At 47.2% G+C, this 23,947-nt stretch carries 23 protein-coding genes; 9 read left to right on the plus strand and 14 right to left on the minus strand.

Annotation, left to right across the window (positions count from 1 at the left end; all coding sequences use genetic code 11):
• The first annotated feature begins 29 nt into the window (after positions 1 to 29).
• Entirely contained in the window at positions 30 to 947 is a 918-nt protein-coding gene (locus QUA04_RS01590) for a glycosyltransferase family 2 protein (protein WP_333253136.1), read from the plus strand.
• A gap of 492 nt (positions 948 to 1,439) precedes the next feature.
• On the opposite strand, the gene glgB is transcribed toward QUA04_RS01590, so the two are convergent.
• The 3 genes from glgB to QUA04_RS01605 form a co-directional block, all read right to left on the minus strand.
• Positions 1,440 to 3,734: a 1,4-alpha-glucan branching enzyme gene (glgB, locus tag QUA04_RS01595; RefSeq protein WP_333253139.1), complete on the minus strand. Its 2,295-nt coding sequence runs from the start codon at positions 3,732 to 3,734 to the stop codon at positions 1,440 to 1,442.
• A gap of 645 nt (positions 3,735 to 4,379) precedes the next feature.
• Positions 4,380 to 4,757: a hypothetical protein gene (locus QUA04_RS01600; protein WP_333253141.1), complete on the minus strand. Its 378-nt coding sequence runs from the start codon at positions 4,755 to 4,757 to the stop codon at positions 4,380 to 4,382.
• Positions 4,758 to 4,930: 173 nt separating this feature from the next.
• Positions 4,931 to 5,206 carry a serine protease gene (locus QUA04_RS01605; protein WP_333253144.1) on the minus strand — a complete coding sequence of 92 codons (276 nt, stop codon included), beginning with the start codon at positions 5,204 to 5,206 and terminating at the stop codon, positions 4,931 to 4,933.
• A gap of 337 nt (positions 5,207 to 5,543) precedes the next feature.
• Here QUA04_RS01605 and QUA04_RS01610 point away from each other — a divergent pair, with 337 nt between their 5' ends.
• From QUA04_RS01610 to QUA04_RS01620, 3 genes are all read left to right on the plus strand, one after another.
• A complete protein-coding gene (locus tag QUA04_RS01610; protein ID WP_333253146.1) occupies positions 5,544 to 6,119 on the plus strand; it encodes a hypothetical protein in 576 nt (191 codons plus the stop codon).
• Positions 6,120 to 6,412: 293 nt separating this feature from the next.
• Entirely contained in the window at positions 6,413 to 8,338 is a 1,926-nt protein-coding gene (locus QUA04_RS01615) for a penicillin-binding protein 2 (protein WP_333253148.1), read from the plus strand.
• The gene (locus QUA04_RS01620; RefSeq protein ID WP_333253149.1) at positions 8,339 to 8,542 is read left to right on the plus strand and encodes a hypothetical protein; all 204 of its coding nucleotides are present in this window, start codon (positions 8,339 to 8,341) and stop codon (positions 8,540 to 8,542) included. It begins immediately after the preceding gene.
• A gap of 70 nt (positions 8,543 to 8,612) precedes the next feature.
• Here the strand turns inward: QUA04_RS01620 and QUA04_RS01625 are convergent, their stop codons facing one another.
• The 7 genes from QUA04_RS01625 to QUA04_RS01655 form a co-directional block, all read right to left on the minus strand.
• Positions 8,613 to 9,233 (minus strand): prepilin-type N-terminal cleavage/methylation domain-containing protein, encoded by a 621-nt coding sequence (locus QUA04_RS01625; RefSeq protein WP_445242272.1) that lies wholly within the window; start codon positions 9,231 to 9,233, stop codon positions 8,613 to 8,615.
• Between the two features lie 533 nt (positions 9,234 to 9,766).
• Positions 9,767 to 10,405 (minus strand): Uma2 family endonuclease, encoded by a 639-nt coding sequence (locus QUA04_RS01630; RefSeq protein ID WP_333253152.1) that lies wholly within the window; start codon positions 10,403 to 10,405, stop codon positions 9,767 to 9,769.
• A gap of 119 nt (positions 10,406 to 10,524) precedes the next feature.
• Complete coding sequence (locus QUA04_RS01635) at positions 10,525 to 11,151, minus strand: prepilin-type N-terminal cleavage/methylation domain-containing protein (protein WP_333253154.1); 627 nt, start codon at positions 11,149 to 11,151, stop codon at positions 10,525 to 10,527.
• 58 nt (positions 11,152 to 11,209) lie between these two features.
• Positions 11,210 to 12,247 (minus strand): hormogonium polysaccharide secretion pseudopilin HpsC, encoded by a 1,038-nt coding sequence (gene hpsC / locus QUA04_RS01640; protein WP_333253158.1) that lies wholly within the window; start codon positions 12,245 to 12,247, stop codon positions 11,210 to 11,212.
• A 64-nt stretch (positions 12,248 to 12,311) separates the two neighbouring features.
• Entirely contained in the window at positions 12,312 to 12,968 is a 657-nt protein-coding gene (hpsB, locus tag QUA04_RS01645; RefSeq protein WP_333253160.1) for a hormogonium polysaccharide secretion pseudopilin HpsB, read from the minus strand.
• Positions 12,969 to 13,014: 46 nt separating this feature from the next.
• Positions 13,015 to 18,225, minus strand: a complete 5,211-nt coding sequence (hpsA, locus tag QUA04_RS01650; RefSeq protein WP_333253161.1) for a hormogonium polysaccharide biosynthesis protein HpsA — start codon at positions 18,223 to 18,225, stop codon at positions 13,015 to 13,017.
• Positions 18,226 to 18,245: 20 nt separating this feature from the next.
• Complete coding sequence (locus tag QUA04_RS01655; protein ID WP_333253163.1) at positions 18,246 to 18,437, minus strand: hypothetical protein; 192 nt, start codon at positions 18,435 to 18,437, stop codon at positions 18,246 to 18,248.
• A gap of 590 nt (positions 18,438 to 19,027) precedes the next feature.
• Between QUA04_RS01655 and QUA04_RS01660 the strand changes: the two genes are divergently transcribed.
• Entirely contained in the window at positions 19,028 to 19,792 is a 765-nt protein-coding gene (locus tag QUA04_RS01660; RefSeq protein ID WP_333253165.1) for a sulfotransferase domain-containing protein, read from the plus strand.
• 207 nt (positions 19,793 to 19,999) lie between these two features.
• On the opposite strand, the gene QUA04_RS01665 is transcribed toward QUA04_RS01660, so the two are convergent.
• The 3 genes from QUA04_RS01665 to QUA04_RS01675 are packed head-to-tail and all read right to left on the minus strand — an operon-like array spanning position 20,000 to position 20,883.
• The gene (locus QUA04_RS01665; protein ID WP_333253167.1) at positions 20,000 to 20,407 is read right to left on the minus strand and encodes a hypothetical protein; all 408 of its coding nucleotides are present in this window, start codon (positions 20,405 to 20,407) and stop codon (positions 20,000 to 20,002) included.
• On the minus strand, positions 20,397 to 20,612 hold the full coding sequence (locus QUA04_RS01670) for a hypothetical protein (RefSeq protein WP_190739384.1): 216 nt from the start codon (positions 20,610 to 20,612) through the stop codon (positions 20,397 to 20,399). The genes QUA04_RS01665 and QUA04_RS01670 overlap by 11 nt, the downstream gene beginning before the upstream one ends.
• A 52-nt stretch (positions 20,613 to 20,664) precedes the next feature.
• Positions 20,665 to 20,883: a plasmid partition protein ParG gene (locus QUA04_RS01675; protein WP_333253169.1), complete on the minus strand. Its 219-nt coding sequence runs from the start codon at positions 20,881 to 20,883 to the stop codon at positions 20,665 to 20,667.
• Positions 20,884 to 21,465: 582 nt separating this feature from the next.
• On the opposite strand from QUA04_RS01675, the gene aroF reads away from it, so the two are divergent.
• Both aroF and QUA04_RS01685 read left to right on the plus strand, forming a co-directional pair.
• Positions 21,466 to 22,317: a 3-deoxy-7-phosphoheptulonate synthase gene (gene aroF / locus QUA04_RS01680; protein WP_333253172.1), complete on the plus strand. Its 852-nt coding sequence runs from the start codon at positions 21,466 to 21,468 to the stop codon at positions 22,315 to 22,317.
• Between the two features lie 140 nt (positions 22,318 to 22,457).
• Entirely contained in the window at positions 22,458 to 22,658 is a 201-nt protein-coding gene (locus QUA04_RS01685) for a heavy-metal-associated domain-containing protein (RefSeq protein ID WP_333167626.1), read from the plus strand.
• A gap of 2 nt (positions 22,659 to 22,660) precedes the next feature.
• Here the strand turns inward: QUA04_RS01685 and QUA04_RS01690 are convergent, their stop codons facing one another.
• A complete protein-coding gene (locus QUA04_RS01690; protein ID WP_333253174.1) occupies positions 22,661 to 23,068 on the minus strand; it encodes a metalloregulator ArsR/SmtB family transcription factor in 408 nt (135 codons plus the stop codon).
• A gap of 145 nt (positions 23,069 to 23,213) precedes the next feature.
• Between QUA04_RS01690 and QUA04_RS01695 the strand changes: the two genes are divergently transcribed.
• Together QUA04_RS01695 and QUA04_RS01700 are read left to right on the plus strand one after the other, a co-directional pair.
• Positions 23,214 to 23,381: a metallothionein gene (locus QUA04_RS01695; protein ID WP_333253176.1), complete on the plus strand. Its 168-nt coding sequence runs from the start codon at positions 23,214 to 23,216 to the stop codon at positions 23,379 to 23,381.
• A 288-nt stretch (positions 23,382 to 23,669) separates the two neighbouring features.
• A complete protein-coding gene (locus QUA04_RS01700; RefSeq protein WP_333037090.1) occupies positions 23,670 to 23,930 on the plus strand; it encodes a DUF7219 family protein in 261 nt (86 codons plus the stop codon).
• The last annotated feature ends 17 nt before the right edge of the window (positions 23,931 to 23,947 follow it).

Raw genomic sequence — 23,947 nt, forward strand, 5'->3', positions numbered from 1 at the left:
CAATAGTTTGCCCTTACTGAAAGCTGGGAATGTTCTCAATTTATATTCTGACTTACAACGAAGAGATTGATATCGCCGCTTGCATTGAATCGGCACTGCTTTGTGACGATATCATTGTAGTTGATTCTTTCAGCACCGATCGCACCCTTGAGATTGTTCAGAACTATGCCGTGCAAACAGTGCAGCACCGCTTTGAAACTCACGGACGCCAACGGACTTGGATGCTCCAAGAAGTCCCGTGCAAGTACGAATGGGTTTACATCCTCGAAGCTGACGAGCGGATGACGCCTGCACTGTTTGCTGAATGCTTAAAGGCGATCGAAACTCAAGAATATATCGGCTATTACATAGCTGAAAAAGTAATATTTATGGAGCGCTGGATTCGCCGCAGCACTCAATATCCCCGTTATCAAATGCGTCTCTTTCGCAAAGACAGAGTGTGGTTTACTGACTACGGTCACACTGAACGGGAAGTCTGCAACGGGCCTACTCACTTTTTGAAGGAAACTTACCCTCACTATACTTGCAGCAAAGGTCTTTCCCGCTGGATTGAAAAGCACAACCGCTACTCGACTGACGAGGCGGCTGAAACTCTCCGTCAATTAGAAGCGGGCCAAGTAAATTGGTGGGATTTATTGTTTGGCGCGTCGGAGGTGGAAAGGCGTCGCGCTTTGAAAGATTTTTCTTTGCGCTTGCCTTTGCGGCCTGTGGTGCGCTTTTTCTATATGTATATTTTACTCGGCGGATTTCTTGACGGCCAAGCGGGATTGGCTTGGTGCACGTTGCAAGCTTTTTATGAATATCTAATTTTGCTAAAAGTTTGGGAAATGAAGCATCTACCACTGCCAACTTTGGAGGCGGGGACCGAACAATCTATTTCGGAAGTAGTAACAGTTGAGCCGTCAAAAGTTTCTTATAATCTTGGCGCTTCCGATACTCGAAATTAAAATTTTGGCATTAAAAATTTGGCATTAAAAATTGGCATTGGTAATTAATACAACTTAAACAAGAAGATGATTTACGCACTTCAGTCGATGACAACCCCGTCAAAACATAGATATAATCAAGAACATAGCCATGATACACATCTGAAAAAATGGTATTTTATTGCCCCTAATTATAATTAATTCGGCTTGCACAATGGGAGGATGATTCTTGTGGGGAGTATGAGTTAAGCGTCCCGCCTGTTCTGAAAATACACGCCTTCGGGAGCATCATGGGCACACCTACAAAAAAACTAAAAATCCTCCCGCTATTATGCAAACCTCCGTCATCAGTAGGTCTTTTGATTGGTTGATCACCCCGTCCAGATATTCACTACAACAACAAAACAAAAAAAACCCGATTTCTTGGAGAAACCGGGTTTCTGAATACCCTCAAAGTTTTAGGTTTAATAAAGTTTTGATTCTTCTTAACTCAAAACTCTCACGACTCACAACTTAAAACTCTTGAGATTTTGCTGTTGTTTTTGCCCGATCGAGCTTTAAAATCAACACCCCCAAAGGTGGCAAACACAAGTCGATCGAATAAGCACTGTTGTGGAACCACCACTCCTCAGTCCACTTACCCCCCAAATTCCCCATATTGCTGCCACCGTATTCCCGCGCGTCGCTGTTAAACAACTCCGTATAGAAACCTGGTTCCGGTACTCCTACCCGATAGTGAGAGTGCGGCTGCGGCGTAAAATTGCACACCGTCACCACAAACTCGTCGCCATCCTTCTCTCGGCGCACAAAAGCCACGACACTGTGTCGATTGTCGCTGCAATCAATCCACTCAAACCCATCCTCAGCAAAATCTTGACTGTAAAGTGCCGTTTCGCTGCGGTACAAATTGTTCAAATCTTTAAAAAACAGCTTCAACTTTTGGTGCGGCTCGAATTGCAGCAACTGCCACTGCAAATCTCCCCAAACGTTCCACTCGTGCCACTGACCAAACTCCATCCCCATAAAGATCGTTTTCTTTCCGGGATGAGTAAACATAAAAGTAAACAAACACCGCACGTTTGCAAACTTTTGCCATTCGTCCCCTGGCATTTTCCCGATGATGTGGGCTTTGCCGTGCACTACTTCATCGTGGGACAAAGCCAGCATGAAATTCTCGCTGTGGTTGTACCACATACTGAAAGTGATGTTGTTCTGGTGGAACTGGCGGAACCACGGGTCCATGTGGTAATAGTCGAGCATATCGTGCATCCAACCCATGTTCCACTTCAGGTTGAAACCCAAACCACCTACATAGGTCGGCCAAGATACCATCGGCCAAGAGGTAGATTCTTCGGCGATCGACAGCGCACCTGGGAAATAGCTAAAAATGACGTGATTCGCTTGTCGCAGAAAATCCGCCGCCTCGATATTTTCACGCCCTCCGTATTGGTTGGTCAGCCATTCACCGGGTTCGCGGCAGTAATCCAAATAAAGCATCGAGGCTACGGCATCTACGCGAATTCCGTCGATGTGGTACTTGTCAAACCAGAACAGAGCGTTTGATACTAGGAAATTCCGCACTTCGTTGCGGCCGTAGTTAAATACTAGGGTTCCCCACTCTTTGTGCTCGCCCTTGCGGGGGTCGGCGTGTTCGTACAAGTGAGTTCCGTCAAAAAAAGCCAAACCGTGGCCGTCTTTGGGGAAATGTCCCGGTACCCAGTCCACCAGTACGCCAATGCCGTTGGCGTGGCACTGGTCAACAAAATACATGAAATCTTCAGGTTTGCCGTAGCGGGAAGTTGGGGCGAAATAGCCTGTGACTTGATAGCCCCAAGAACCGTCGAAAGGATGTTCGGCGATCGGCAGCATTTCGATGTGAGTGAATCCCAAATCTTTGACGTAGGGAATCAGCCGATCGGCTAATTCCCGGTAAGTCAGAAAGCGCGCCCCGGGATTGAGTTCCGAAACTTGCACGGGGGGTTCTATTTCCCCATTTGGTAGCACGGCGGGTTCGTCAGTAGCGGCGTGCAGCCAAGAACCGATGTGGCATTCGTAAACCGAAATCGGCTGCGTCAGTGGGTCCGTGTGCCGCCGCTTTTCGATCCAAGTGCTGTCGTGCCAAGTGTAGGTGTCTAAGTCGGTGACAATTGATGCTGTTTTCGGCCGCACTTCTTGCTGGAAACCGTAAGGATCGGACTTTTCGTAGGGATGTCCGTCTTGGTTTTTCACTTCGTATTTGTAGGAAGTTCCCACGGATAGTCCCGGAATAAATAATTCCCAGATGCCGTTTTGCGATTTCCGCATTTGATGTTTGCGGCCGTCCCAATAGTTGAAATCTCCTAAAACAGAGACATTGCGAGCATTCGGAGCCCACACGGCAAAATATACTCCTGTGATGCCGCCTACCTCCGTGAGGTGCGCCCCGAGTTTTTCATAAATGCGGTGGTGATTGCCTTCTGAGAATAGGTGCTGGTCGAATTCTGTGAGTTTGGGCGATCGAAAGGCGTAGGGATCGTAGATGAAGCGCTCGTGTTCCCCTTCTTTGACCCGCAATTGATAGTTTGCTAGTTCTGGGGTGTCGATCGTACATTCAAAAAAGTGAGGGTGATGCTCTGATTTCATCGGGTATTGGGCCCTAGCCTCCGGCAAAACTACGGATACCGCATCCGCATTCGGCAGATAAGCTCGGACGACCCAGACTTTTTTGCCATTTTCTTCGATCGCGTGAGGGCCTAGCACTTCAAATGGATCGTGGTGCTGATTCCAAACAATGCGGTCAATCTGTTCAAAGGGGACGGTCGCGGGCATAAAACTCCTTACCTCAATCTTTTAACTAAATGGCTTTCAAAACCTAGAGTGGCGCTGCACTTTACATTTCGATACATTTTTTATCGCTGATCCTACCACTGATTAGCATGATCTTGCCTGCTGCTGCTCCAGCGCGCGCCCTTGACACACAGCAGGCTGTTGCCTTGCCTGCGGCCGAGCTGGGGTTTTACTGCTAACACCTAAGTATAGAAATATTAAAACAAATTGAAAAATTTATATTTTTTCCCTAATATTCTTGACTTTATTATTAATATGTGATAAATAGCTTTTTCAACCTATTGTCGATTTGCCGCTCCCGGAGGGTCAATCCTGTAAGTGTTGGGGAGCCGTTAATAGTTTACCTGGAATTTTCAGGCAGGGACGATCGCCGGATCGGTAGACTTTCACCTCCCGGAGGCTGGGTTTGCCCACAAAGCCCATGAATTGGGGCAATACGTTCAAACAGCGAAGGATACTTAACTCGATATTGAAGAATTAAAGCTAAAGGACTCAGCATGGCGAGAGCAGCAATATCTGCCATGCTCAAGGCATAGCCTACCAAACTAGCATCATCCTACCAGCGACGGTGTCATAGGTTTAAAGCAGCACTCAGGCGCAACGGGAGCGAGTTTTGCCGAGGCAGGGTTAATACCGAACTGGGGCGGCGTCAATTGAATCACTAAACTGGCTCAAAACAGAGGGTTCGATGTGCTTGACCGCACATACGCGAAACTCGTAGTCCACAAATCGAGTAGCAATGCTGATGCTTTCATCCCGCCAGTTTTCGAGCATCCAAGCCTCAGCTTGCTTTTTTCTCGTCTGTGGGAACAGTGGCGGGCAAGGCAAGCGAGACTCGATAGAGTGCAAAATTTGAGTCGAGTCTGCGAGATCCTCCGGTTGATATTCAGTTGAGGCAGCAGCATTGGCACTGTCTTCAAACCTCCCGTCACAAGCTTGATTTTCAAAACCAGCAGGCCGGGAGTCAAATTTTCTACTTGAAAGGGAACGCTCTTGTAACGCCATGAATCAGCGGACTTTGCTGCTGTAAGGGGACGTACTGAACTTTAGTAAAAGCATCAGACTACAACTAACACCCAACTTGAGACCTAGACCTATGAGATGAAAAAATGCGAGGAGCGAACAATTTTTCACCTGGAGGCTAGGCTCGTTGGGCAAACACTCTCGGATCGCCCTAGTTAGGGCTTTTTAGGAGAAGGGGAAGCTGTTCCACCAGCCCCGCCAGCCCCAGATCCACCAGCGCCAGCTCCACCAGCCCCAGGAGTGGACTTGGGAGATGGAGAAGAAGCAGGAGGAGTAGTAGTAGTAGTGCCAGCGCCGCCAGCGCCGCCAGCGCCGCCAGCGCCACCCGGAGTGGGGCTAGAGCCACCGCCGCCGCCGGCATCTCCTCCGCAGGCGCCGAGGGCTACTGCCAAGCCCACTACCAAAGTCAAACGAATTAATCCCTTGTTCATAAAAACTCCTTAACATTGAAAACCCATCGCAAGGAAGGGGATAGTTTACTTGAGAAACAATGCTGGCACGAATAGCTCAACGATTCGCTCGTTGATTACAATACTGCATTTATTCATAAATTTCACATAGATTATCGCTAACCAGCAAAGATTTCTTTTTTTTGGCAAATCCTGAAGTCAAAGAGACCAGTGGTAGGATGGGTTGGTTGGCTTGTGAGGTATCTTTGGTAAGGATAACCGATCGAACCCAGATTGCCACAACTGGCGCTCGTCGAGAAAAAAAACTCTTAACCTCAATCAAGCTGAAGCTACCCCACTTTACGTATTGGTGAACTCTATGACCGCTGCTATCAGATCCCCGGATTCTCCCCGCTCCCGATCGACCCGCAAGCCCGCTACGGGCCCAGCCAAAAGCAAAGTTACTTCTATTGCCCGAGCTAGGCGGGCGAAGACAGGGCCGGTATTGCCCAACTACTCGCCAGCCGACGAACAGGCTCAGGCTCGATCGTCCGCATCGGTGATCAAAGTCTTGCCCGATCGCCAACAGCACCCAGTGTGGTTGCGATCGCTCCTGCAGGCACAGCGCGCCTCCTCAGTGGTAGCAGTTATGATTTTGGGCGGTGTTCTGAGTCTCTACGGCTTGACAGTTTACGGCGAGCAGCGCTGGAGTCAGGAGTATCAAAAACTGGAAACTCTGCGTCTGCGGGAACAGCAATTGAGTGCTTCTAGCGAAGTCTTGAAACACCAACTTGCTAAAGAAGCCCAAAATCCCGAAACCGGTTTGGCTTCGCAGAATCCTGGAAACACGATTTTCTTGCAGCCGGCCCCTGAATCCCGATCGCCCGTTGCGGCACCAAATTCTGAGCCCGCTCTCAAGAAGGGAGCCGGTGTGGAAACACCGCTGGGCTATTAAACCTGTGTCAAAGCGTAGAGCGCCCGAGGACCTGAGTGTCCGAGGGCCAGAAAATTCGAGGATCTAATTTCCTTTTTGACTTTTTTGTAAGTCGCGATCGATTTCCTTCTTCCTACCGGAAGTTACAAATTCCAAATAGTTAACACGACTTCAAAAAATGAATGCAAATGTAGGTCTGATCCAAACCCTGATAGGGACGGCTCATTCCCAATTCGTAAATTTTATTTTTTTAAATTTAAGTTATTAATTATAAATTCTAAAACGCTCTACCTTGCTATTGAATTTTTAATGCCATGAGCTACGACCCCCGTTTTGACCGCTACAGATCGCCAAATTTCAAACGCCCAAAACAGGCGGGCGATTCCCTACGGGATAGCTTCGCCGCGCGTACTGGATGGGAAAAACCAGCCAAACCTAGATCTTCGGGCAGTTTCGGCCGATCGCCACAACAGACGGCTGCATCTTGGGGGCGACCGGTGGAGCGTTTAAAGCGCAGCAAGTTCCGTTTGTGGGCCGTGTGGGCGGTGTTGATGCTGGGGGGGCTGGGGCTGGCTGTGAATTTGTTTTATTTGCAGGTGACGCGAGCTCCGGCGTTGCGTAAACAGGCCGAGCAACAGCAAACTCTCAAAACGAAGCCGTTTGTACCGAGACGCCCGATAATTGACCGCGCAGGGAATGTTTTGGCGATCGACAGACAGGTGTACACGCTCTACGCTCACCCGAAGTTGTTTAACCACTCGAAGGCGGAAATTGCTGCTAAATTGGCTCCGATGCTGGCGATCGATCTGAGTCCGGGCACTACGTCGGAAACTGAATTGATACGCAGGTTTAATCTTGCTGAAAGCGGTATTACAATTGCGGACTCTCTGCCTCAAGAGGTTGCTGATCGCGTCGCTCAGATGCAAATTAAAGGTACTCTGGTCGATGGCTTGGAGTTGCTGCGGCAGCAGCAGCGTTTTTACCCGCAGCAGGAGTTGGCGGCGGATATTCTCGGTTATGTGGACGGGGAACGGAAGGGACAAGCCGGGGTGGAATACAGCCAGCAGAATTTGTTGGAACGATCGATGCCGTCGATTCAGTTTAGCAGGTCGAGCAATGGGAATTGGGTTCCCGATCGGCTGACGGCGGGATTTGTGCAGCTTGATGACTTGAAATTGCAATTGACGATCGACAGTCGCTTGCAGCGGGCGGCCCGAATTGCCCTCAAGGAAAAAATGAAGCAACACGATGCGAAGCGGGGGACAGTGATTGTGATGGATGCCCGTAACGGGGAATTGCTGTCAGTTGTAGCGGAGCCTTCTTATGACCCGAATCAATATTTTAATTTCGATTTGTCGCGCTATAAAAATTGGGCTGTAACTGATGTTTATGAGCCTGGTTCGACTTTTAAAGCGATTAATGTGGCGATCGCTCTGGAAGCGGGGGCGGTGAAACCTAATACTGTGTTTAATGACGAAGGTCGGATTTACATGGATGGCTGGACTATCCAAAATTCCGATTACAAAGTAGTAGGCGCGCGCGGCCCTTCCACTGTTACTGAGATTGTGAAACATTCTAGCAATGTGGGGATGGTTCACGTAATGAGAAGTATGAAACCTTCTCTTTACTATCAAGCTTTAGAAAAACTCGGGCTCGGACAAACTGCGGGAACAGATTTGCCTTTTGAAGTAACCAGTCAGCTTAAAAATCGCCAGCAATTTATTAACTCTCCGGTGGAAGTTGCTACTACGGCTTTTGGGCAAGGTTTTTCGATTACTCCGATGCAGTTGGTGCAGCTTAACGGCGCTTTGGCGAATGGTGGCAAGTTGGTGACTCCTCACGTTGTGCGGGGACTTTTTGATAGGGACGGTGAAGCTTATTGGAAGCTTCCGAGGCCGGTTCCGAAGCAGGTTTTTTCGCCGGAAACTACTAAGCAGGTGTTAGAAATGATGGAAACTGTGGTTGATGGTGGTACGGGGAAAGCTGCACAAATTCCTGGGTATCGGATTGCTGGAAAAACGGGTACGGCTCAAAAAGCTAAGGCTGGTGGGGGTTATTCTGACAAGGCGATTATTACTAGCTTTGTGGGGATCATACCTGTGGAGGCGCCTCGGTATGTGGTTTTGGCGGTGATTGATGAGCCGAAGGGGGGTTCGGGGGGTACGGTGGCGGCGCCGATTGTGGAGTCGGTGATGGAGGCGTTGATTTCTATTGAGAAGATTGCGCCGAGTAAGAAGTAGTTGATTATATCTGAGATGTGGCGTCAGGAATTGACCTCGAATATAACGATCGACAACAGGGCGATGGAGGGCACGGCAGTGCCCTTGGACTACGCCAAAATGATTCATCGGGCGATCGCATATAACGATCGACAACAGGGCGAGGGAGGGCACGGCAGTGCCCTTGGACTACGCCAAAATGATTCATCGGGCGATCGCATATAACGATCGACAACACGGCTATTGAGGGCACGGCAATGCCCTTGGACTACCCCCAAAATTATTGATCGCCCTGTCAGTAACAATATCTTTTGTTTTCGTTGGGTTTTGATTGTCTTTTGGAGGTGCGTTTATGTCCTAGGAGGGTGGAAATGATGATGCAGCGTTGGCTATTTTTTAAGTTGGGATGATATAGCGTTAGGGTTCCTTTGGCTCTTATACTCGTTAGGGTGCAGTCGTGGTCGCTTCGAGATACAGGGCAACCTCGATGGTTGAACATGACGCGCCGGATTGTGCCGTTTTCTTTTTGTTCGTTGTTTTCATTTACTTGGAGAACTGTTGTTTCATTTGTATCTATTTGAATTTGCGGTTCTAGCTTTTTCCATTGACTGGCTGGTACTTGGCCTGGGGGAATGTCGGCTGGGTGAACGGCTATTTGTACATTTTCTCCTACTTGTTTGAAGCTGGCTTGCCATGAAACTTTCTCGCGTTTGGCGTTGCTGTGGGCAAGTTCCATTGCCGAATAAGCTCGATCGAGCGATGCCTTTAAACGGTAATTGTTGATGAACATTAGCCAGGAGGGGGCGACGATCGCACTAAATATTCCTATGATTAAAATAATTATCAATAGCTCAATCATTGTAAAACCTGCGACAGGTTTAGTGGCTCTGCCTTTGAGCGTTTTATATATCGACACGTAGATGCACTCCCTGATATTTAGCTGACAAAAAAAACAGCTAGGAGGAGCTATTTTTTATTGGATATATTTTAACTTTGGGTTTGGGGAGTGTATAGATCGGTATTTACTGAAAATTTATGCAAATTTTAAAAGGCGGGTAAGGAAAGGGTAGTCATATCATTTCCCGTTACACTCCTTATGATGTTGACTGTTGAGTGTTGACTGTTGAGAGTGAACAGTCAACACTCAACAGTGAACTCGAATTTACTATTCCGATGCTAACGGATTTGATATCAGGAAACGGTTGTGCGGTTTCCCTACAGCAGTTTTGCCGATCGCCCGATCGCATAAATCGCCCGATCACATAAATCGCCCGAAGGTATGTAGTTGCGTTTGATTCGCTCTTTTCTAAGATTAAGAGCGAATCGAGCGCAACTACATCTAAAATTTAACCTTTATTTGTGGGTGTTGGTCTTCATCCTCAGCAATTTCAAAAAGCGGGTAAGGAAACGGTTGTGCGGTTTCCCTACAGGAATTTTGTGATCGCTCCGCTAAATTTGTGCTTTTACCCAAGATCGAAAGGCTTTCATGGCGACGTTTCTGCCGGCTGTTTTGCTTTGTTCTAAATACTGGGGGATGAGTTCGGTGATGGGGAAGTTGGGAAACTGGAGACTGCGATCGGACTGTATGTATTTTCCATTTTGCAATACGCCCATTTGCAGGTTGTGGCCGTTGTAGCGCCACAATTCGGGAACTCCTAATGCTTCGTAGTTGTTGAACTGAGTGCGGGAGGTGAGGTCGATTTCTATGGCTAAATCGGGAGGTGGATCTGTTTCTAAGTCGATGCGGTTTTTGCCTCTGACTGCGGCTTCGTTTTGGATGTAGAAACAGGTATCTGGTTCTACTCCTTGAGCCATTTTTTTATTCTTGAAGGTGGTGGAACCCATAGACCAAAATTCAATACCAAGTTCTTCGAGTAGTGCTTCGACTAAGTTACCAATCAGGACTTTACCAATTTCGTGTTCGGGTAGGGGAACCATGATTTCTAATGTTCCTTTGCTGTATGAAAGTCGGGATGCGCGACTTTCTCCCAATTCTGCTAGTAGGGTTTCAAACATCGACCAGGTTATGTCTTTGAGTAATATTTGATTTCCTGGCTGGATGATTATTTGTTTTAGTTCTAGCTGCATTTTTTGACTGTTTTAATATGATTTTAAATATAAATAATTTAAGTCAATAGATTTGAGCAATTCTGCATTTACGCGGAATTGCTGTTATAGATTAAGATTAAAAAATGTATTTAAAGCTATCATGGACACCCACCATTTGCTGGATCATTTCCTTCAGCAGTTCTCATTCCTCCTATGATAGTTTCCACGATCGCACACTGCTTACCACCACCGTTAACAGGAGAAACTGTGGCAACAAATCGACGAATATTTGGAGTTACTGATGTATCTAAGGGAAGTTCATCCTTCGCATTTCCCAGGTAGTCAAAAGTGATTGAGGTTGCGTTAGAGACAAGTTTAATAGTACCCGGTTTAATTTCGCCTCCACCATTTAACGTCTGCGTACTACCTCCCGTAGCTAGTGGGGGGTTAAACGTGACTGTTGGCGGGTCAACAGGCGGAGTAGCATTAGGATCGTAATTGAATGTAACTGTGACAGGACTCTTAGTTCGCTTTGCTTCGCTTTGTGCAAGTCGTAATGATTGGAAAACTCGATCGTTCACAGTGCGAACTCTTTGTCTGTTGATGAATGCAAGCCAGCTTGGAGCGGCGATCGAACTTAATATACCTACAATCAACGCTATCACCAGCACTTCTAGAAGGGTGAATCCTCCATCGCCCTTTCGGGATGATGTTTTGTTGAAATTAGGGCTGGGCTTGGCAGCCGAGTTCTGCAAAAGTTTTAATAATATTGGTGAGGTTTTCATGGTATTATCCTATTGTTTATGGACGGGCGGCGATTTAGAAATGTGTTTCAGAAATCAGTTATTTTCCTAACCCACCTAAACCTTGTACTTGCACAGTTGCTGTTGGGAAATATGCCAATTTATTGGCATCATAATCAGCATCGGCTTGAAGGCGACGCAGGCTGTTTCCTCTGATCGTAACTCTGGCTATGTTTCTAGATGTATCAACACAACTGTAAAAGCTGTGGGTTGAGCCGTCTGTTATTAGTAAATCGTTTGCATTGAATGTTGCTGGTGGTGATGGTGGTGTTACGCCAAGAAGAGATTGACACTGACTTCCGGTTGGTATTGGAACCTGAGTGCTACTGTGGTCGATGTAATTAACCAATATTTGAGGATCAGGAAAATTGGCTCCCATCGTCACATTTACTGTGGGCTTACTAAAGTCAAAGTCTTTATTAAAGGCATCACTGCCTTTTTGACTATCACTTAAATCTGCCGCATCGTAATAAGGTTTTGTGGCATCTATTGTGTAGGGATTTCTAATTGGCTCTCTAATTTCATAGCGGGCTATACGGTTAGGACAAGTGCCTCCTGAAGGCTGGCACCAAGTAGAGTTAGGTGTACTATCTTTAATCTGGTAGTAGGCAACTAATGATAGTACATAAGTGTCATTGCAGTCGGTTGGTTTATTTTGGCACTCGCTTGGTTTTTTTGTACTAACAGTGGTATTGATAGGCAGAGAATTTTTCATTAGCTGTCGCTTCCAGAATACTAAAATTGGAGTACCTGTGGTATTTGCAGGAGGAGGAGGAAGTTTAGCAGCAGTGATAGCAGTGATTCCCGCCTGATCGTAAATATAAATAGCTTGACTCAAATCTTCGGAGATGAAATCAACGGCTGCCTGAAGGTCTTGCTCGGTATTTGACTTGACTTGTTCCCTCCTGTCGGTATTCAGCATATCGACTACAAAACTGAGCATCGGCGTAATGATTAAAAATGCCATAATTGCTCCCACTAAGAGCTCGACCAGAGTCATGCCCTTTTCTGTTTGAGCTGGCCCTGAGCGGTTTCGCTGGTGCTGACTTTTGAGAAGCAACCTGAGTAAAGTTTTCATTTTGACTGTTTCCTCTGCCAAATGGGGGGAGCGATTTTAAATTTAATAACGCGGACTTTGATGATTACTGACAGCCTGTGGCGCCATTGATGCGAGTACAGAAACTGTTGTAAGCACCTTGTCGATCGGTAGCACCTATTTCTGTTCTCATTTCTACCAAAGGCGCTCGCAGATTTCCCAGCCCTGAGCTAGTAATTCCTTGCTGTGCTTGTAAATCCTTCTGAGTTTTTAGTGTTCCGACGCCACTAGCAAAAGAATTAGCCCTGTAAACCCGAACAATTAAGCTGTAGCCTGTTTTTGCCGGATTTGTAGCAGCAGGTAAGTTGTTATAGTAGTAGCCCTGAACTACAAGGTCTTGATTGCTGTCAGACTCACATTTTTGAGTTACATCTTTTTTGTCTATGTCTATGCAGTAAAGAGCGTTGATGTCGGTTGGGGCGGGGGTGTCCTCTAATTTATTGCTGGTTGTGTACTGAGCAGGAAACCCGTTAGCGCCTGGTTTGAGTGCCTCAGACCTGAGCCCCTCAATATAGGTTTTGGCTGCTTGAGTGGCCAGTTCTATCCGTTTGGCTTGGACGCGAGTTGCTACTGAGAAAGCCATCACAGGGGCGATCGCAATCATCAGCACCGACACTACAATCATCGCTACCAATGACTCGATAATCGTGTAGCCGGCTTCGGGAGACTTATGTAAACTTTGTGGATGTTGGCGTTTGATCATAGTAAGCACTCCGCATTTGGAACTCAGGAAGCTGAGCGTTTAAAGGTCAGGAAAGGTTAGGACAGTCTGTTCTTGGTTTTGTAGCGCTGTCATTGGCAGCATAGTTACCAGAGAGAGTGCGATTATTTTGCAATTTTTCAGCGCACAGTAAAGATTTCACCCAATCATCATCCCGGCTGATTTCTCTGAAGTATTCGTCAGGTTTTTTCTGAGAAGCAGGGAGAGTGAATTTTTGGGCGAACAAATCAGGCGGCTGTGAAAGCAAACCGACATCAAATCCCCATTCTCTCGTGGGTGGTACGAAATAGCCGATCGTACCACCTCCGGTTTCGATTTTGTAAGGGGTAGATGGGTAGCTTGTGTCGTAGTCGAATAGCTTGGCCTTAAATGGAGCACTAGCATCGTTAATAACAGATAGGTAGGGAGCAGTTGCGTAAGAACTCCGCTTAAATTGGATAAACGAACCTGCGATCGAGTGAGTTAGGTTTTTCCAATTTTCTATAAAGCGGGGTAAGTTTTGCATACCACCATTGCTATCGCCCAGGGTGGAAGAGATAGCCCGAGAAGGAACGTCATTTGAGGCGACGATGAGGTTAAACTCGGTAGTTCGTCCTTTTTGTATCCATCGCGTTACGTCGTTGGCGTTTTGGGCTGTGTTTAGGGCAGCATTGGGAACAATATTCGTCGCCTGAATCTGCAAAGTAGGTCTTAGCTGTGGCTGCTCCACTGTATTAGCAACTCCGCCAGTACCTGTTGGTAATTTGGCGTAAAACAGAGGTTTATCATTGCCATAGTCCATTCCTCCCGTTGGAGTGGCTGGAGTGGTGGTTGTCGCATACCAAAGAGCGTTGTCTTTGGGCTGAGGCTGACCAGCGACTGTGGTTACACTAAGCGAACCACTAGATATGGTTACATTGACGGTATTTCCTGCGCCGTAGTGAGCTACCTGGTTGCTACTATTAATTCCCAGTGCCACAGGGATAGTGCCATCCAGTACCAGCTTATTTTGGTTAGCACCTGAGCTGTTACGCAAAAAAGCTACGCGACGGGGATATCTGCGATCGGCTGGATCTAGAGCTGGTGTAGCAGTTGTACCTGATAAAACTTTAGCGAGATCTGTATTTGCTGGGACAGCGCTTGCCGGTTCTATTTCACCATTAAATTCCCCAACAGTACCAGCATCAATACCAACTACCCAGTCATTAGCCCCGCAAGCTGAAACAGGCAACTTCCGGCAGATTTCCATTACATATTCTGGAAAATTAGCCCGTCGCTGAACTGGCGTAACGAAATTGTTGAAGTATGAACTGTTGGGAGCAGTACCTGTAGTGGTAGTCCTGTAGTTTGTGTCTGTTGGTGTAACGCTAGTCCCCACACTTTGCCCGAACTTTTCTTGGTTGGTAATGTCAAAAGCAGCACCGCTACTCAAACCGTTAGTGACGTAGTTGTTAGCACCGAAACCGTTAATTCTGCGAGCGGCTTTAGCCGTTACATCGGTTTCTTTAACAGTGGGATCGGTCTTATTCCCATTGCCATTGAGGTCAAAGTCGAACGTAACCTCACTAACTGTATTAGTACCTAGACTGCCATTTCCATCGAAGTCATAGCCCACGATCGAGGTACCTGCATTATTTCTCAGGTCAAAATCTCCGTGATTGCGGAAACCGTACCGGAAGCCATCCTGTAAATTACCTGACACTGGCTCAGAGAGTAGGGTAATCGCATCCGAGAGCACTGTTGCCGCTCGCCAATTATCGCTGCCAGCGCATTTGCCAGGGTATCGGGGATCACCGAGGCGACAAGCAAAATTGGGATCTAGGTTGGCACCGAGGCGGCCGTAGAAATCGCTGGGAGTCCAACTAAAAGTCCCTGTAAATTCCCTCTTTGTATGCTTGTTAAATTCACCTTGGATGTACACCGGCAGGTTAGAAGTTAACAGCAGACCCTTCTCTTTGAGTACGTCTGCCACCGTGGTTACAGTTGTCGGGCGACCCAAGCTAGATCCGTTAATCAGCATAATTCCGTGGGGGCGGCGGCTGGGGTCTAGCCTAGAATCCGTGGAGCTGCTTAGCTGGCTGCGGGTTGTATCTATGGCATTGCCAAGACTATTCGGAGTACGATCGCTCTGATCGGGTGCTGCATCATCACGGCTGGCGTAAATTAGACCGCTGTAAGGCAGCATATACTCTGGGTTAAGGGTGTTGATAACGGGTGTTCGCTTGTAGGTTATCGAATTTTTGTTCCTGAGCTTATCGATATCTAATTGCGTGACCCGGATTTCTAGGGGTTGTCTTTCTGCTAGGGCAAGGTCGTATTGTCCGGTTAGCTTCGCGCTCTGAGCGGGAGCCATCAAGCCGCTACCAGTGGAAGAACTTAAGGGACTGCTAAGGCTATAAGTCTCGTCCACTGCAGTAGCTGGGTCGTCCTTGTCGATCGCCTTAACTTCCCTAGGATTGAGAAAAGCAACTTCCCGAATTGTCCCGTGATCCAGATAGGTGATATCAACCGCAGTCGGGGCTGCCAAGATTTTAAAAGAGCAAAGAGTAGAGTCGATCGCAGCTTTTTCCGACAAGCTGCGTTCCGCGTCAGCCTTCTGCAAAGCCTTCCTTAAGTTCTCGTTGACAAACCTACCGTCGGGGAAGACGAGACTGGCTTGATAATTCAAGCGATTCTCTGTTGTTCCTACTGAAGTGAGAGTTGATGGATCAGTCAGGAGAGCTGTTGTCAGAGTTGCACCGGTCGGTCTGGCGGCAGGAGGGCCGTAGACGATGCCGTTGTTGGATTTACCATTTGCGTTGCTTCCCAATGCCAAACCTGGACGGTTGAGACTGGAATCAAATAAAGTTCCACCTTTGCTGTAGCGGTAGCTGGGATCGTAATAGCTGCTAACACAAGCCAGCGGGGTATCAGCTAATTTAGCAGCTTGATCGCTTGTGTTGTCTGCGTAGTGATAGATCGCAGTGGCGCGCATCCGCAAGTCGCCCTTAGCATACTGAGGAGTATTGGGGTCAATGGTACTGGCTGCTCCTCCTGGTGGAGTTCCGTTGGTGGGCAAAGCGTTCCAAATAGCAGCCGTCAAATCAGTCCAGCCAATAGTACCAGCAGGATTATTGTTATAAACTTTAGAATTCGGGCCCGGTGACATCGGCATGGAGTCGGGCCAAACAACGGGGAACTTTTCTACAGCAGTAGTTGCTGGATCGTCGTAAAACTTCGATACACCACCACCAACCGGGTTTAAGACTTGAGGAGGTGGCAGAAAAGAGTTGGTGCGCTCGTAAACGCCAGCACCCGTAATTACCCGCAATCCGCCAATGGCATCAACTGCTGTTTTAGGTGCTTGGGCCGCACTCTTTTCCCAGAAGCCGTCCCTCTCTGCTCCCCCTACATCAGCGAACTGCTTCACTTGGGGTGCGCGGTAGCGTTGGCCCCCATCCAGCCAATTAACTCCTGTTAATGTGTCTCTTCCTTCCTCACCTTCACCCACAAATTTGGGAGGGTTCAAATCGCTTCTCCATCTCAGTGCTGGTAGATTGTTCCCTACGACTATGCGATCGCCTAACTCGGATTCTTTATTATCTTTTTCTACCTTTTCGGGGCTATTGGCTTGCAGCCTGACACTTGTTGTATCGAGTTTAGTGTTGGTGTCCAAAGGCATAACCCAGGCATCCACCGGTCGCAGTTCATCCCCTGTACCGCCGAAGGGAGATGTAGTCACCACTTTTGTTGTAGGGTTAACAAAGCCAGCCAATGCGTCTCCCGCGGCTGGCACTTCTGCAAAGGGCACTTTCCGCGTCCGCAATCTAAAGTAAGATTCCAGCTTTTGTTCGCGAATCTCTTTTTGACGTTCGGCGCTGGGAGGAGTGGGGTCAGTTTCTTCTTGAACTTGTGTGGCAATGGCATTTCTAACTTCCTGGGGATCGGAAGTAGCAGCATTTTTTTCCTGTTCGGAAACTAACAGACCGATGCGATCAGAATAAGCCTTGTTATTGTACATCACCCCCAAAGCACCATCTTTGTAGGCTACAGATTGGTCGGTGCCACCTTTGATTGCTTTTGTGATGACTGGATCGGTAGCCTCTTTCCCAAATAGATGAACGGCTATGTCTTTGCCAGTGTTGCCATTACTTCCCGACCAGCCGTTAACCACATTACCACTAACGACTATTTTGCTATTTTCTAGGTCGTAGAAACAAGATTCTTTACTGCTAACGAGATAGAACGCCACCGGGCCTGTATTCGTGTTGGTGACCATAAAATTACTGTTAGTAAATATCCGTCCGTTCAGACGCAGCGCCGGACCGGGAGATACTTCTAAATCATCTTCATAAACCACCGCATTATTTTGTAGGGGAATGCGTTTTTGGTCTTGTTGGTACTCCAAAGCTGAGAAACTTTGAGTTCCTTTAAATGTTTCGTAGTTGGCTGGTGTAGCAACTCCCGTAATATTAGTTATCGGCACGTTTACTGTGTAGACAAAAAAGCTTTTTTTGAGTACGCCCTCTGCTTTGTACCAGTCCGAACTGCCTACCAAACTAGCGCTAGTACCTGCTGCGGCCTTGCATATCGCGTTCGTAGAACCTTGGGATACCGACATCGGAGGGGTTCTGGCTTCTATACCCTTTCTAGCTCTATTAAACTCTCCTGTGTTCAGATCGCGAGGTGGGCTGCGAAAATATATCCCGTATAGAGTGTAGGTATCAAATTTCCCATTGTTGTCAGTATCTACAGGGAACCTCCAAGCGGTATTTATCCTCTCGCTTTCATTAATTTTAGTTAGATCGGCAGGGGGAGGATTAATTACATTTGAATTATCAAGATCAAACTTAATCTGTAGAACCTCCTCATCTCCAAATTTAAAGCGATCTGAATCCATCGCTTGGTAAACGCTCAACTCTGATGGTGTATCAAGTGTTCCGCTTCCTTGAGGGGATAAGGCATACTGAATTTTCGCTTTCGCCCGATCAAGCGCGGGAGTCGCGGCCGCCAGCACCTGCTGGTTCACGCGCACGTTACGCGCCGTATTCGCCCGATCGAACGATCGTAGCGTAATCGCCACAGTCAACAAAATCACTACCAGCAACACCATCGTCACCGTTGGCAGCACAAACCCCGCCATCGGTAGTCTTGCCCTGCGGCCCATAGCCATCAGCGCTTGCAGCATTGCTCTCATCAGCCGCTTGGCCCCGGATCTGGTAACACCAGCAATCCGCCGCAGCAGGGATACGATAACTTTGGATAATTTGCTCTTAAACATTGACGCCTTCCTGAATAATTTCAGAGATGGTATTGCTGGTAGTTACTGCTCGACAGTACAATCCCATCTTTATTGTTCCCATTTTTTGCAACTTGCATATCAGCCTCTTGCACAAATTTAAATCTGTACCTTGGCTGAAAAATAAAACCCACAAATCCACAACCAAAATCGCCGCCGATAATATATTTTTCAGCGAAAGATTTGCCCTGCACGGATTAGAACTCCCTAACTCCACTCTAATCTAGTTAAATTAAAATGTCAGTGGCCTGAGCAAGAGTGAATTTGATCACCCAAAAATAGTGATCGCGATCTTATCCCACGTATTGCCCAGCCGTTGCGAGGTTTGTTTGTGTGCTGGCGTTGCTAGCGGTTTCAATCACCGGAATCTACAATCAAGATCGGGCAATTGAATTATGGTTAGGCGTATCGGTGCACTCAAATCTAAATTGAGCGATCAAATTTCCGTGATGCGTCAAAGTGCGATCGAATTTCCGTAATGGGTCAAAGTGCGATCGAATTTTCGTTTTGCCCCCAGCCCGCCCCTGGGGTGTTTCATTCTCTTGTAGGGGCAGCCCCCCGTGGCTGCCCCAATCTCTGAAATACCAGCGCAAATCGTGGATGGGGAGGGTAGGTACGGAGGCACTACCCTACAAAATCATGGTTTTCCGTAGGGCAATCCCCCCGTGGTTGCCCCAAAACAGCCCCCCAGCCCGCCCGGGGTTTTTAACCTCCGGCGGACTCTCGGTACAAATGCCAAATCGCAAACAGTCAGTACAACTGCAAAATATAAAACCTACCATCTATGAAACAAACTCCCAAACCCCCCGACTTCATAATCATCGGTGCCCAAAAAGGCGGCACAACATCTCTGTACAATTACCTAATCCAACATCCCCAAATCGCCCCCGCCACCCAAAAAGAAATCCATTACTTCGACTTGAACTTCGATAAAAGCTGGGAGTGGTACTGTTCCCAATTTACCCAGCCCCCAACAGCCGAAAACCTACTAACCGGAGAAGCCAGCCCCTACTACATCTGTCACCCCCAAGTTCCCCAGCGAATTTATGATTTATGTCCCAAAGTTAAAATAATCGCCCTGCTGAGAAACCCAGTAGATCGCGCAATTTCCCACTATTATTACTATATCAAAATAGGCTACGAAACTCTCTCATTAGAAGAGGCGATCGCCGCCGAACCCGAAAGACTCAAAGGCGAAATAGAAAAACTCCTAGCCAACCCAACCTACTATAGTTACGAACACCAACACCACAGCTATCTAACCCGCGGCATTTACGCCGATCAACTCCCAGCCTGGATGAAACTTTTTCCCAAATCACAAATCTCAATCATCAAAAGCGAAGACTTGTATAGCAACCCAGAAAAAATCTGCAACACCATCCTCGAATTTTTAGGCTTACCCCCCCACCAACTACAAACCTACGGCAAGCACAACTCCAGCGAATATCCGCCCATCAGCGACACAGTATACGACCAATTGAAAGCATATTTTCTATCGCACAACCAAAGACTAGCCGAATTGTGCGATCGAGACTTCGGCTGGGACTAACATCAAATCCGGTAGCATTGGAATTAATATTACCCACAGTCAGGACACGGCAGTGCCGTGGCCCTACAATTAATCCGGGTGGGGAAACGGCACTGCCGTGTCCTCTATCTTTGCTATGTACCTCACTTACCTAAAAAATGCTGTAAAAGCGCTTAAGCGCAACAACGTACCTTTTTTAATGTGTCAGTTGCGCTCAGGACTAAAATATTAAGCAGCGGCCGTAGCATTTGCTTCCAGAGGCTCGATTTCCTCCGGCGTAGCGTAACGGTGCCGATCATTAAAGCTGCGTGCCGCTAGCCAGTTAGAATTTTGCGCCGCCTCGCAACCAATCACGTAAAGCGAAGATTCGTTAAAAGCAGCCCAGAGAGCATCACAAGCCTGTTTATCCATCAGTGAATCGGCGATCGGGCGATCGTGAATCAAAGCAAATAAATCAAACTCATTTCGTTTTGGATTCCACTGATATTGCAAAGTAGGAGCATAACCCATTTCGATCAATTGTGCGATCGCGCGATCGGGCGTATATCCGTCCAAATGCACCCGATTGAGATAGATAGACACTTGGACATACTCATCTCTGGCAGGTAGCAGTCGGTAATTCGAGTTAGTCATCATTATTTGTCTCCGTGCAGTAGTAATAAGAACGGCCTGCAATATCGGGGCGTTTTTCAGCCTTCATTTTATGCTGAGCACATCGTCGCTTAGCATAAAGGTCTTTTTCAATTTCAGTCTCGCCAGGGGCATAAAAAGGACGGTGAGGAAGCAGTTCGGCTTCTAAATCCTCCCAAGATTTCTCTGGGTTGTCTGAATCTCTCAGCATTTGTCCCTCGCGGTATGTTCGAGGATGCCATTTATTCGATATAGTCGATCGGTCAACAGTCTGTTTCCTCAGTTTTGGCGATCGTCTTGACGCCCTGGGGCTTTGGCTCTAAAACGGGTTCGTTTTCCTGTAACCAAGTTTCGATGTACTCCAACAGAACCTCATTCATGCTGAGGCTACGCATGGCGCAAGATGCTTTGAACTTGGCTCTTGTCTCTTCAGGTAGATAGATTTTTACGGACACAGTTTTACTTGTCGTCAAAGTTTCCATATCGCTATATCGATTTGTCTATGTGTCTAGCCTGACACACAGGCGCGCGATCGGATAGGGTCTTTTGTCGATATAAGGACTTATCGGCTTGTCCCTATATCGATATGATAACAGACATAGCCAAAAAACGACAACCGCGCCGAGTTAAACGCCATTGCCGTTTCCATACATTTTGCAAAAAAATGCTTGACATTCCTACCAGTCTGTGGTACCTTATCGAATAGTATTGTGTTTAATCCAAAAATCGCAGCACTTCACCTATGTTCACAGCCACCAGCTATTTTTATTTTTGGTACAGCCAAGTTCGCCCGGAGTGAATTTGCAATTCACTGTGAACATCCGGGCGAACCGCAGATTAACACCTGCGGTTTTGTTTTTTCTACTTCTTTTCCCAACAACCAATCGACTACAAGCGAAAACAGCAATGACATTATTCAGTAACTGGTACTACAGCTTTTATTTTTGGCCCAACAATAGTTCTGGGTAAATTGTCGCGCTGTCTTTTCGCACCAACCCGGAACTCTTAAAAGTTCCGGGTTTTTTATTGTCAACCACCCACTTAAATTCCCAGAAAATTCCCTCATGTTAGAAGCCAAACTCGTAACCAAATCTCATCCCGAACACCAAACAATTGTTAAACTCTCAGAAACAGTCTCTGTCGGCGGCACAGAATTATTAATCATCGGCGGCCCCTGTACCGTCGAAAGTTCCCAACAAATGGAAACAGTCGCCCGCCAACTATCCGCCGCATCGGTGCAAGCTTTGCGAGGCGGAGTCTACAAACCCCGCACTTCTCCCTATTCTTTCCAAGGCATGGGAATTGAGGGACTCGAAATTTTAGCCGATGTCAGCCGGCGTTACGGTTTGCCCGTCGTGACAGAGGTAATGTCGATCGCCCAAATTGAGCCAGTTGTCACCTATGCTGATATGCTGCAACTAGGCAGTCGCAATATGCAAAACTTCGAGTTACTAAAGGCGATCGGTCAAGCCGGAAAACCAGTCTTGCTAAAACGCGGCTTGTCAGCCACAATCGAAGAATTTATGATGGCCGCCGAATACATTCTCAGTCACGGAAATCCTCATGTAGTTCTCTGCGAAAGAGGCATCCGCAGCTTCGACAATTACACCCGGAATGTATTAGATTTAGGTGCAGTCGTAGCGCTGAAACAGTTAACTCATTTGCCAGTAATCGTAGATCCTTCTCACGCAGTCGGCAAGCGAGAATTAGTCGCACCACTAGCCAAAGCAGCGGTTGCTTGCGGTGCAGACGGATTAATTATTGAGTGTCACCCGCAACCGGAAAAATCGGTTTCTGACGCGCGGCAAGCTCTTTCTTTGACAGATATGGTTGATTTAGTTGCGAGTTTGCGGCCTGTAGCCGCCGCCGTTGGGCGGTGCATACCAGATACTAAGTCATTAGTCATCAGTCATTAGTCATCAGTCATTAACCTGCGCCGGAAAAGTTACTTCTTGTAGCGTCAGAATTTATTCTGGCGCACTTTTGTTTGGAAAGCGAAATTAGATTAAAATAAAAGCACAATCAATACTGTCATCTACAATATTTGGGTTTTATTATGGCACTGGTACTTAAAGTTCCGTCGATCGTCTGTTCTGGCTGCGGTGATACAATTACCAAAGCCATCAAAACAGTTGACTCCGATGCTTCTGTCAATGTCGATGTAGCTGCTAAGACTGTTACGGTTGAGGCTCAAGCTTCTGAAGAATCAATTAAACAGGCGGTGGTGGTGACAGGCCACACCATTCAAGGAGAATAATATTAGGCTTCGTCTAAGTGTTCGGCGACGGCTTGGTAAAGTTCAAAAACGTGGCGATCGAGTAAACTATAAAAAACTTGTCTCCCAACCTTGCGGTAACTTACCAACCGCATCGCCCGCAATGCCCGCAACTGATGCGATACTGCTGACTCGCTCATACTCAACGCCGCAGCCAAGTCACACACGCACAGTTCTTGTTTTGCCAAAACCGACAGCAGCCGCAGACGGTTCGCATCTCCCAAAAGGCTGAAAAACTCTGCCATCCGCTGGGCTTTTGCGGTGTTGAGAACCTGTGTTTGGATGTCCCCGGCCCGCCAACAGTCAACTAAGTGCGATGGATCGCACGTTGGTGTATCGTTTTGTTCGTGAGGCTGACTTATCGCTCCGTTAACAGCAGAGTTGGGTGACATCTTTTCCAGGCTTGTTTTAATTCTCATTTTCATTTTAGTGCGATCGACAAACCTTTGTAACAAAACTTTTACATTCCCTTGACTTATATCTGAATATATGTTCATATATAAGTATAGATAAACAAACCCACGAGGACAATCTAAAATGACTACCGCCACCCAAACAAAATGCGCCTGTCCTTCATGTTCGTGCGTTGTCAGCCCCAGCGAAGCCATTGAAAAAGACGGCAAAAAATACTGTTCCAGTGCTTGCGCTGACGGCCACCCCAACGGCCAAGGCTGCGGCCACACCGGCTGCGAGTGCCACAAATAAATATTCGGCTTCAGAAAAGGTTAATCACCAACTGCCAAATATATCTAAAGGGAGATGCGAAGGGCGCATTTCCCATTTTTTTGCTTTTAGGTTAAGGAAAAGTTAAAATAAAGCTAACTTAAGGTTAAGACTGCATTAATAGACTAAATACAGAGCGAAAAAGCACAATTGCTACTTACGCCATACAATAGAAGCAAGTTAGCGCCGCGATACTGAGTACAAATAGTGCTATTAACAGCAGAGACCGAACCAAAAGTTGAATACCAAAAGTTTAATTAGGAGGGGGCAATGAAAGAGCGGGAAGATTTTTTACATCCTCGCAATCGCTACTACGGTGATTTCACGCCAGAAAACTTGGCGTTTAATGCCAACTTGCAGGAGTTTGCTCAAAAAATAACTTATATTTGCTCACTGGAAACAGGAGGGAAAATTAGCGCTGAGAAAGCCTATAAAGATATTAAGATGCTTTGGAAAGACTTAAAATCCTCTAAAAAGCAATTGGGAATTGGCCAAAAACCCCCCAGTACCGAGGAGCCAAATTCACCTTAAAGTCATCGCAGCAAACG

The sequence above is a fragment of the Microcoleus sp. S13_C5 genome (assembly GCF_036700845.1).
Classification (GTDB): domain Bacteria; phylum Cyanobacteriota; class Cyanobacteriia; order Cyanobacteriales; family Microcoleaceae; genus Microcoleus.

Coding starts and splice junctions, on each gene's coding strand:
- QUA04_RS01590 (WP_333253136.1), top strand. CDS start 30: ATGTTCTCAATTTATATTCTGACTTACAACGAAGAGATTGATATCGCC.
- glgB (WP_333253139.1), bottom strand. CDS start 3,734: ATGCCCGCGACCGTCCCCTTTGAACAGATTGACCGCATTGTTTGGAAT.
- QUA04_RS01600 (WP_333253141.1), bottom strand. CDS start 4,757: ATGGCGTTACAAGAGCGTTCCCTTTCAAGTAGAAAATTTGACTCCCGG.
- QUA04_RS01605 (WP_333253144.1), bottom strand. CDS start 5,206: ATGAACAAGGGATTAATTCGTTTGACTTTGGTAGTGGGCTTGGCAGTA.
- QUA04_RS01610 (WP_333253146.1), top strand. CDS start 5,544: ATGACCGCTGCTATCAGATCCCCGGATTCTCCCCGCTCCCGATCGACC.
- QUA04_RS01615 (WP_333253148.1), top strand. CDS start 6,413: ATGAGCTACGACCCCCGTTTTGACCGCTACAGATCGCCAAATTTCAAA.
- QUA04_RS01630 (WP_333253152.1), bottom strand. CDS start 10,405: ATGCAGCTAGAACTAAAACAAATAATCATCCAGCCAGGAAATCAAATA.
- QUA04_RS01635 (WP_333253154.1), bottom strand. CDS start 11,151: ATGAAAACCTCACCAATATTATTAAAACTTTTGCAGAACTCGGCTGCC.
- hpsC (WP_333253158.1), bottom strand. CDS start 12,247: ATGAAAACTTTACTCAGGTTGCTTCTCAAAAGTCAGCACCAGCGAAAC.
- hpsB (WP_333253160.1), bottom strand. CDS start 12,968: ATGATCAAACGCCAACATCCACAAAGTTTACATAAGTCTCCCGAAGCC.
- hpsA (WP_333253161.1), bottom strand. CDS start 18,225: ATGTTTAAGAGCAAATTATCCAAAGTTATCGTATCCCTGCTGCGGCGG.
- QUA04_RS01660 (WP_333253165.1), top strand. CDS start 19,028: ATGAAACAAACTCCCAAACCCCCCGACTTCATAATCATCGGTGCCCAA.
- QUA04_RS01665 (WP_333253167.1), bottom strand. CDS start 20,407: ATGATGACTAACTCGAATTACCGACTGCTACCTGCCAGAGATGAGTAT.
- QUA04_RS01670 (WP_190739384.1), bottom strand. CDS start 20,612: ATGCTGAGAGATTCAGACAACCCAGAGAAATCTTGGGAGGATTTAGAA.
- QUA04_RS01675 (WP_333253169.1), bottom strand. CDS start 20,883: ATGGAAACTTTGACGACAAGTAAAACTGTGTCCGTAAAAATCTATCTA.
- aroF (WP_333253172.1), top strand. CDS start 21,466: ATGTTAGAAGCCAAACTCGTAACCAAATCTCATCCCGAACACCAAACA.
- QUA04_RS01685 (WP_333167626.1), top strand. CDS start 22,458: ATGGCACTGGTACTTAAAGTTCCGTCGATCGTCTGTTCTGGCTGCGGT.
- QUA04_RS01690 (WP_333253174.1), bottom strand. CDS start 23,068: ATGTCACCCAACTCTGCTGTTAACGGAGCGATAAGTCAGCCTCACGAA.
- QUA04_RS01695 (WP_333253176.1), top strand. CDS start 23,214: ATGACTACCGCCACCCAAACAAAATGCGCCTGTCCTTCATGTTCGTGC.
- QUA04_RS01700 (WP_333037090.1), top strand. CDS start 23,670: ATGAAAGAGCGGGAAGATTTTTTACATCCTCGCAATCGCTACTACGGT.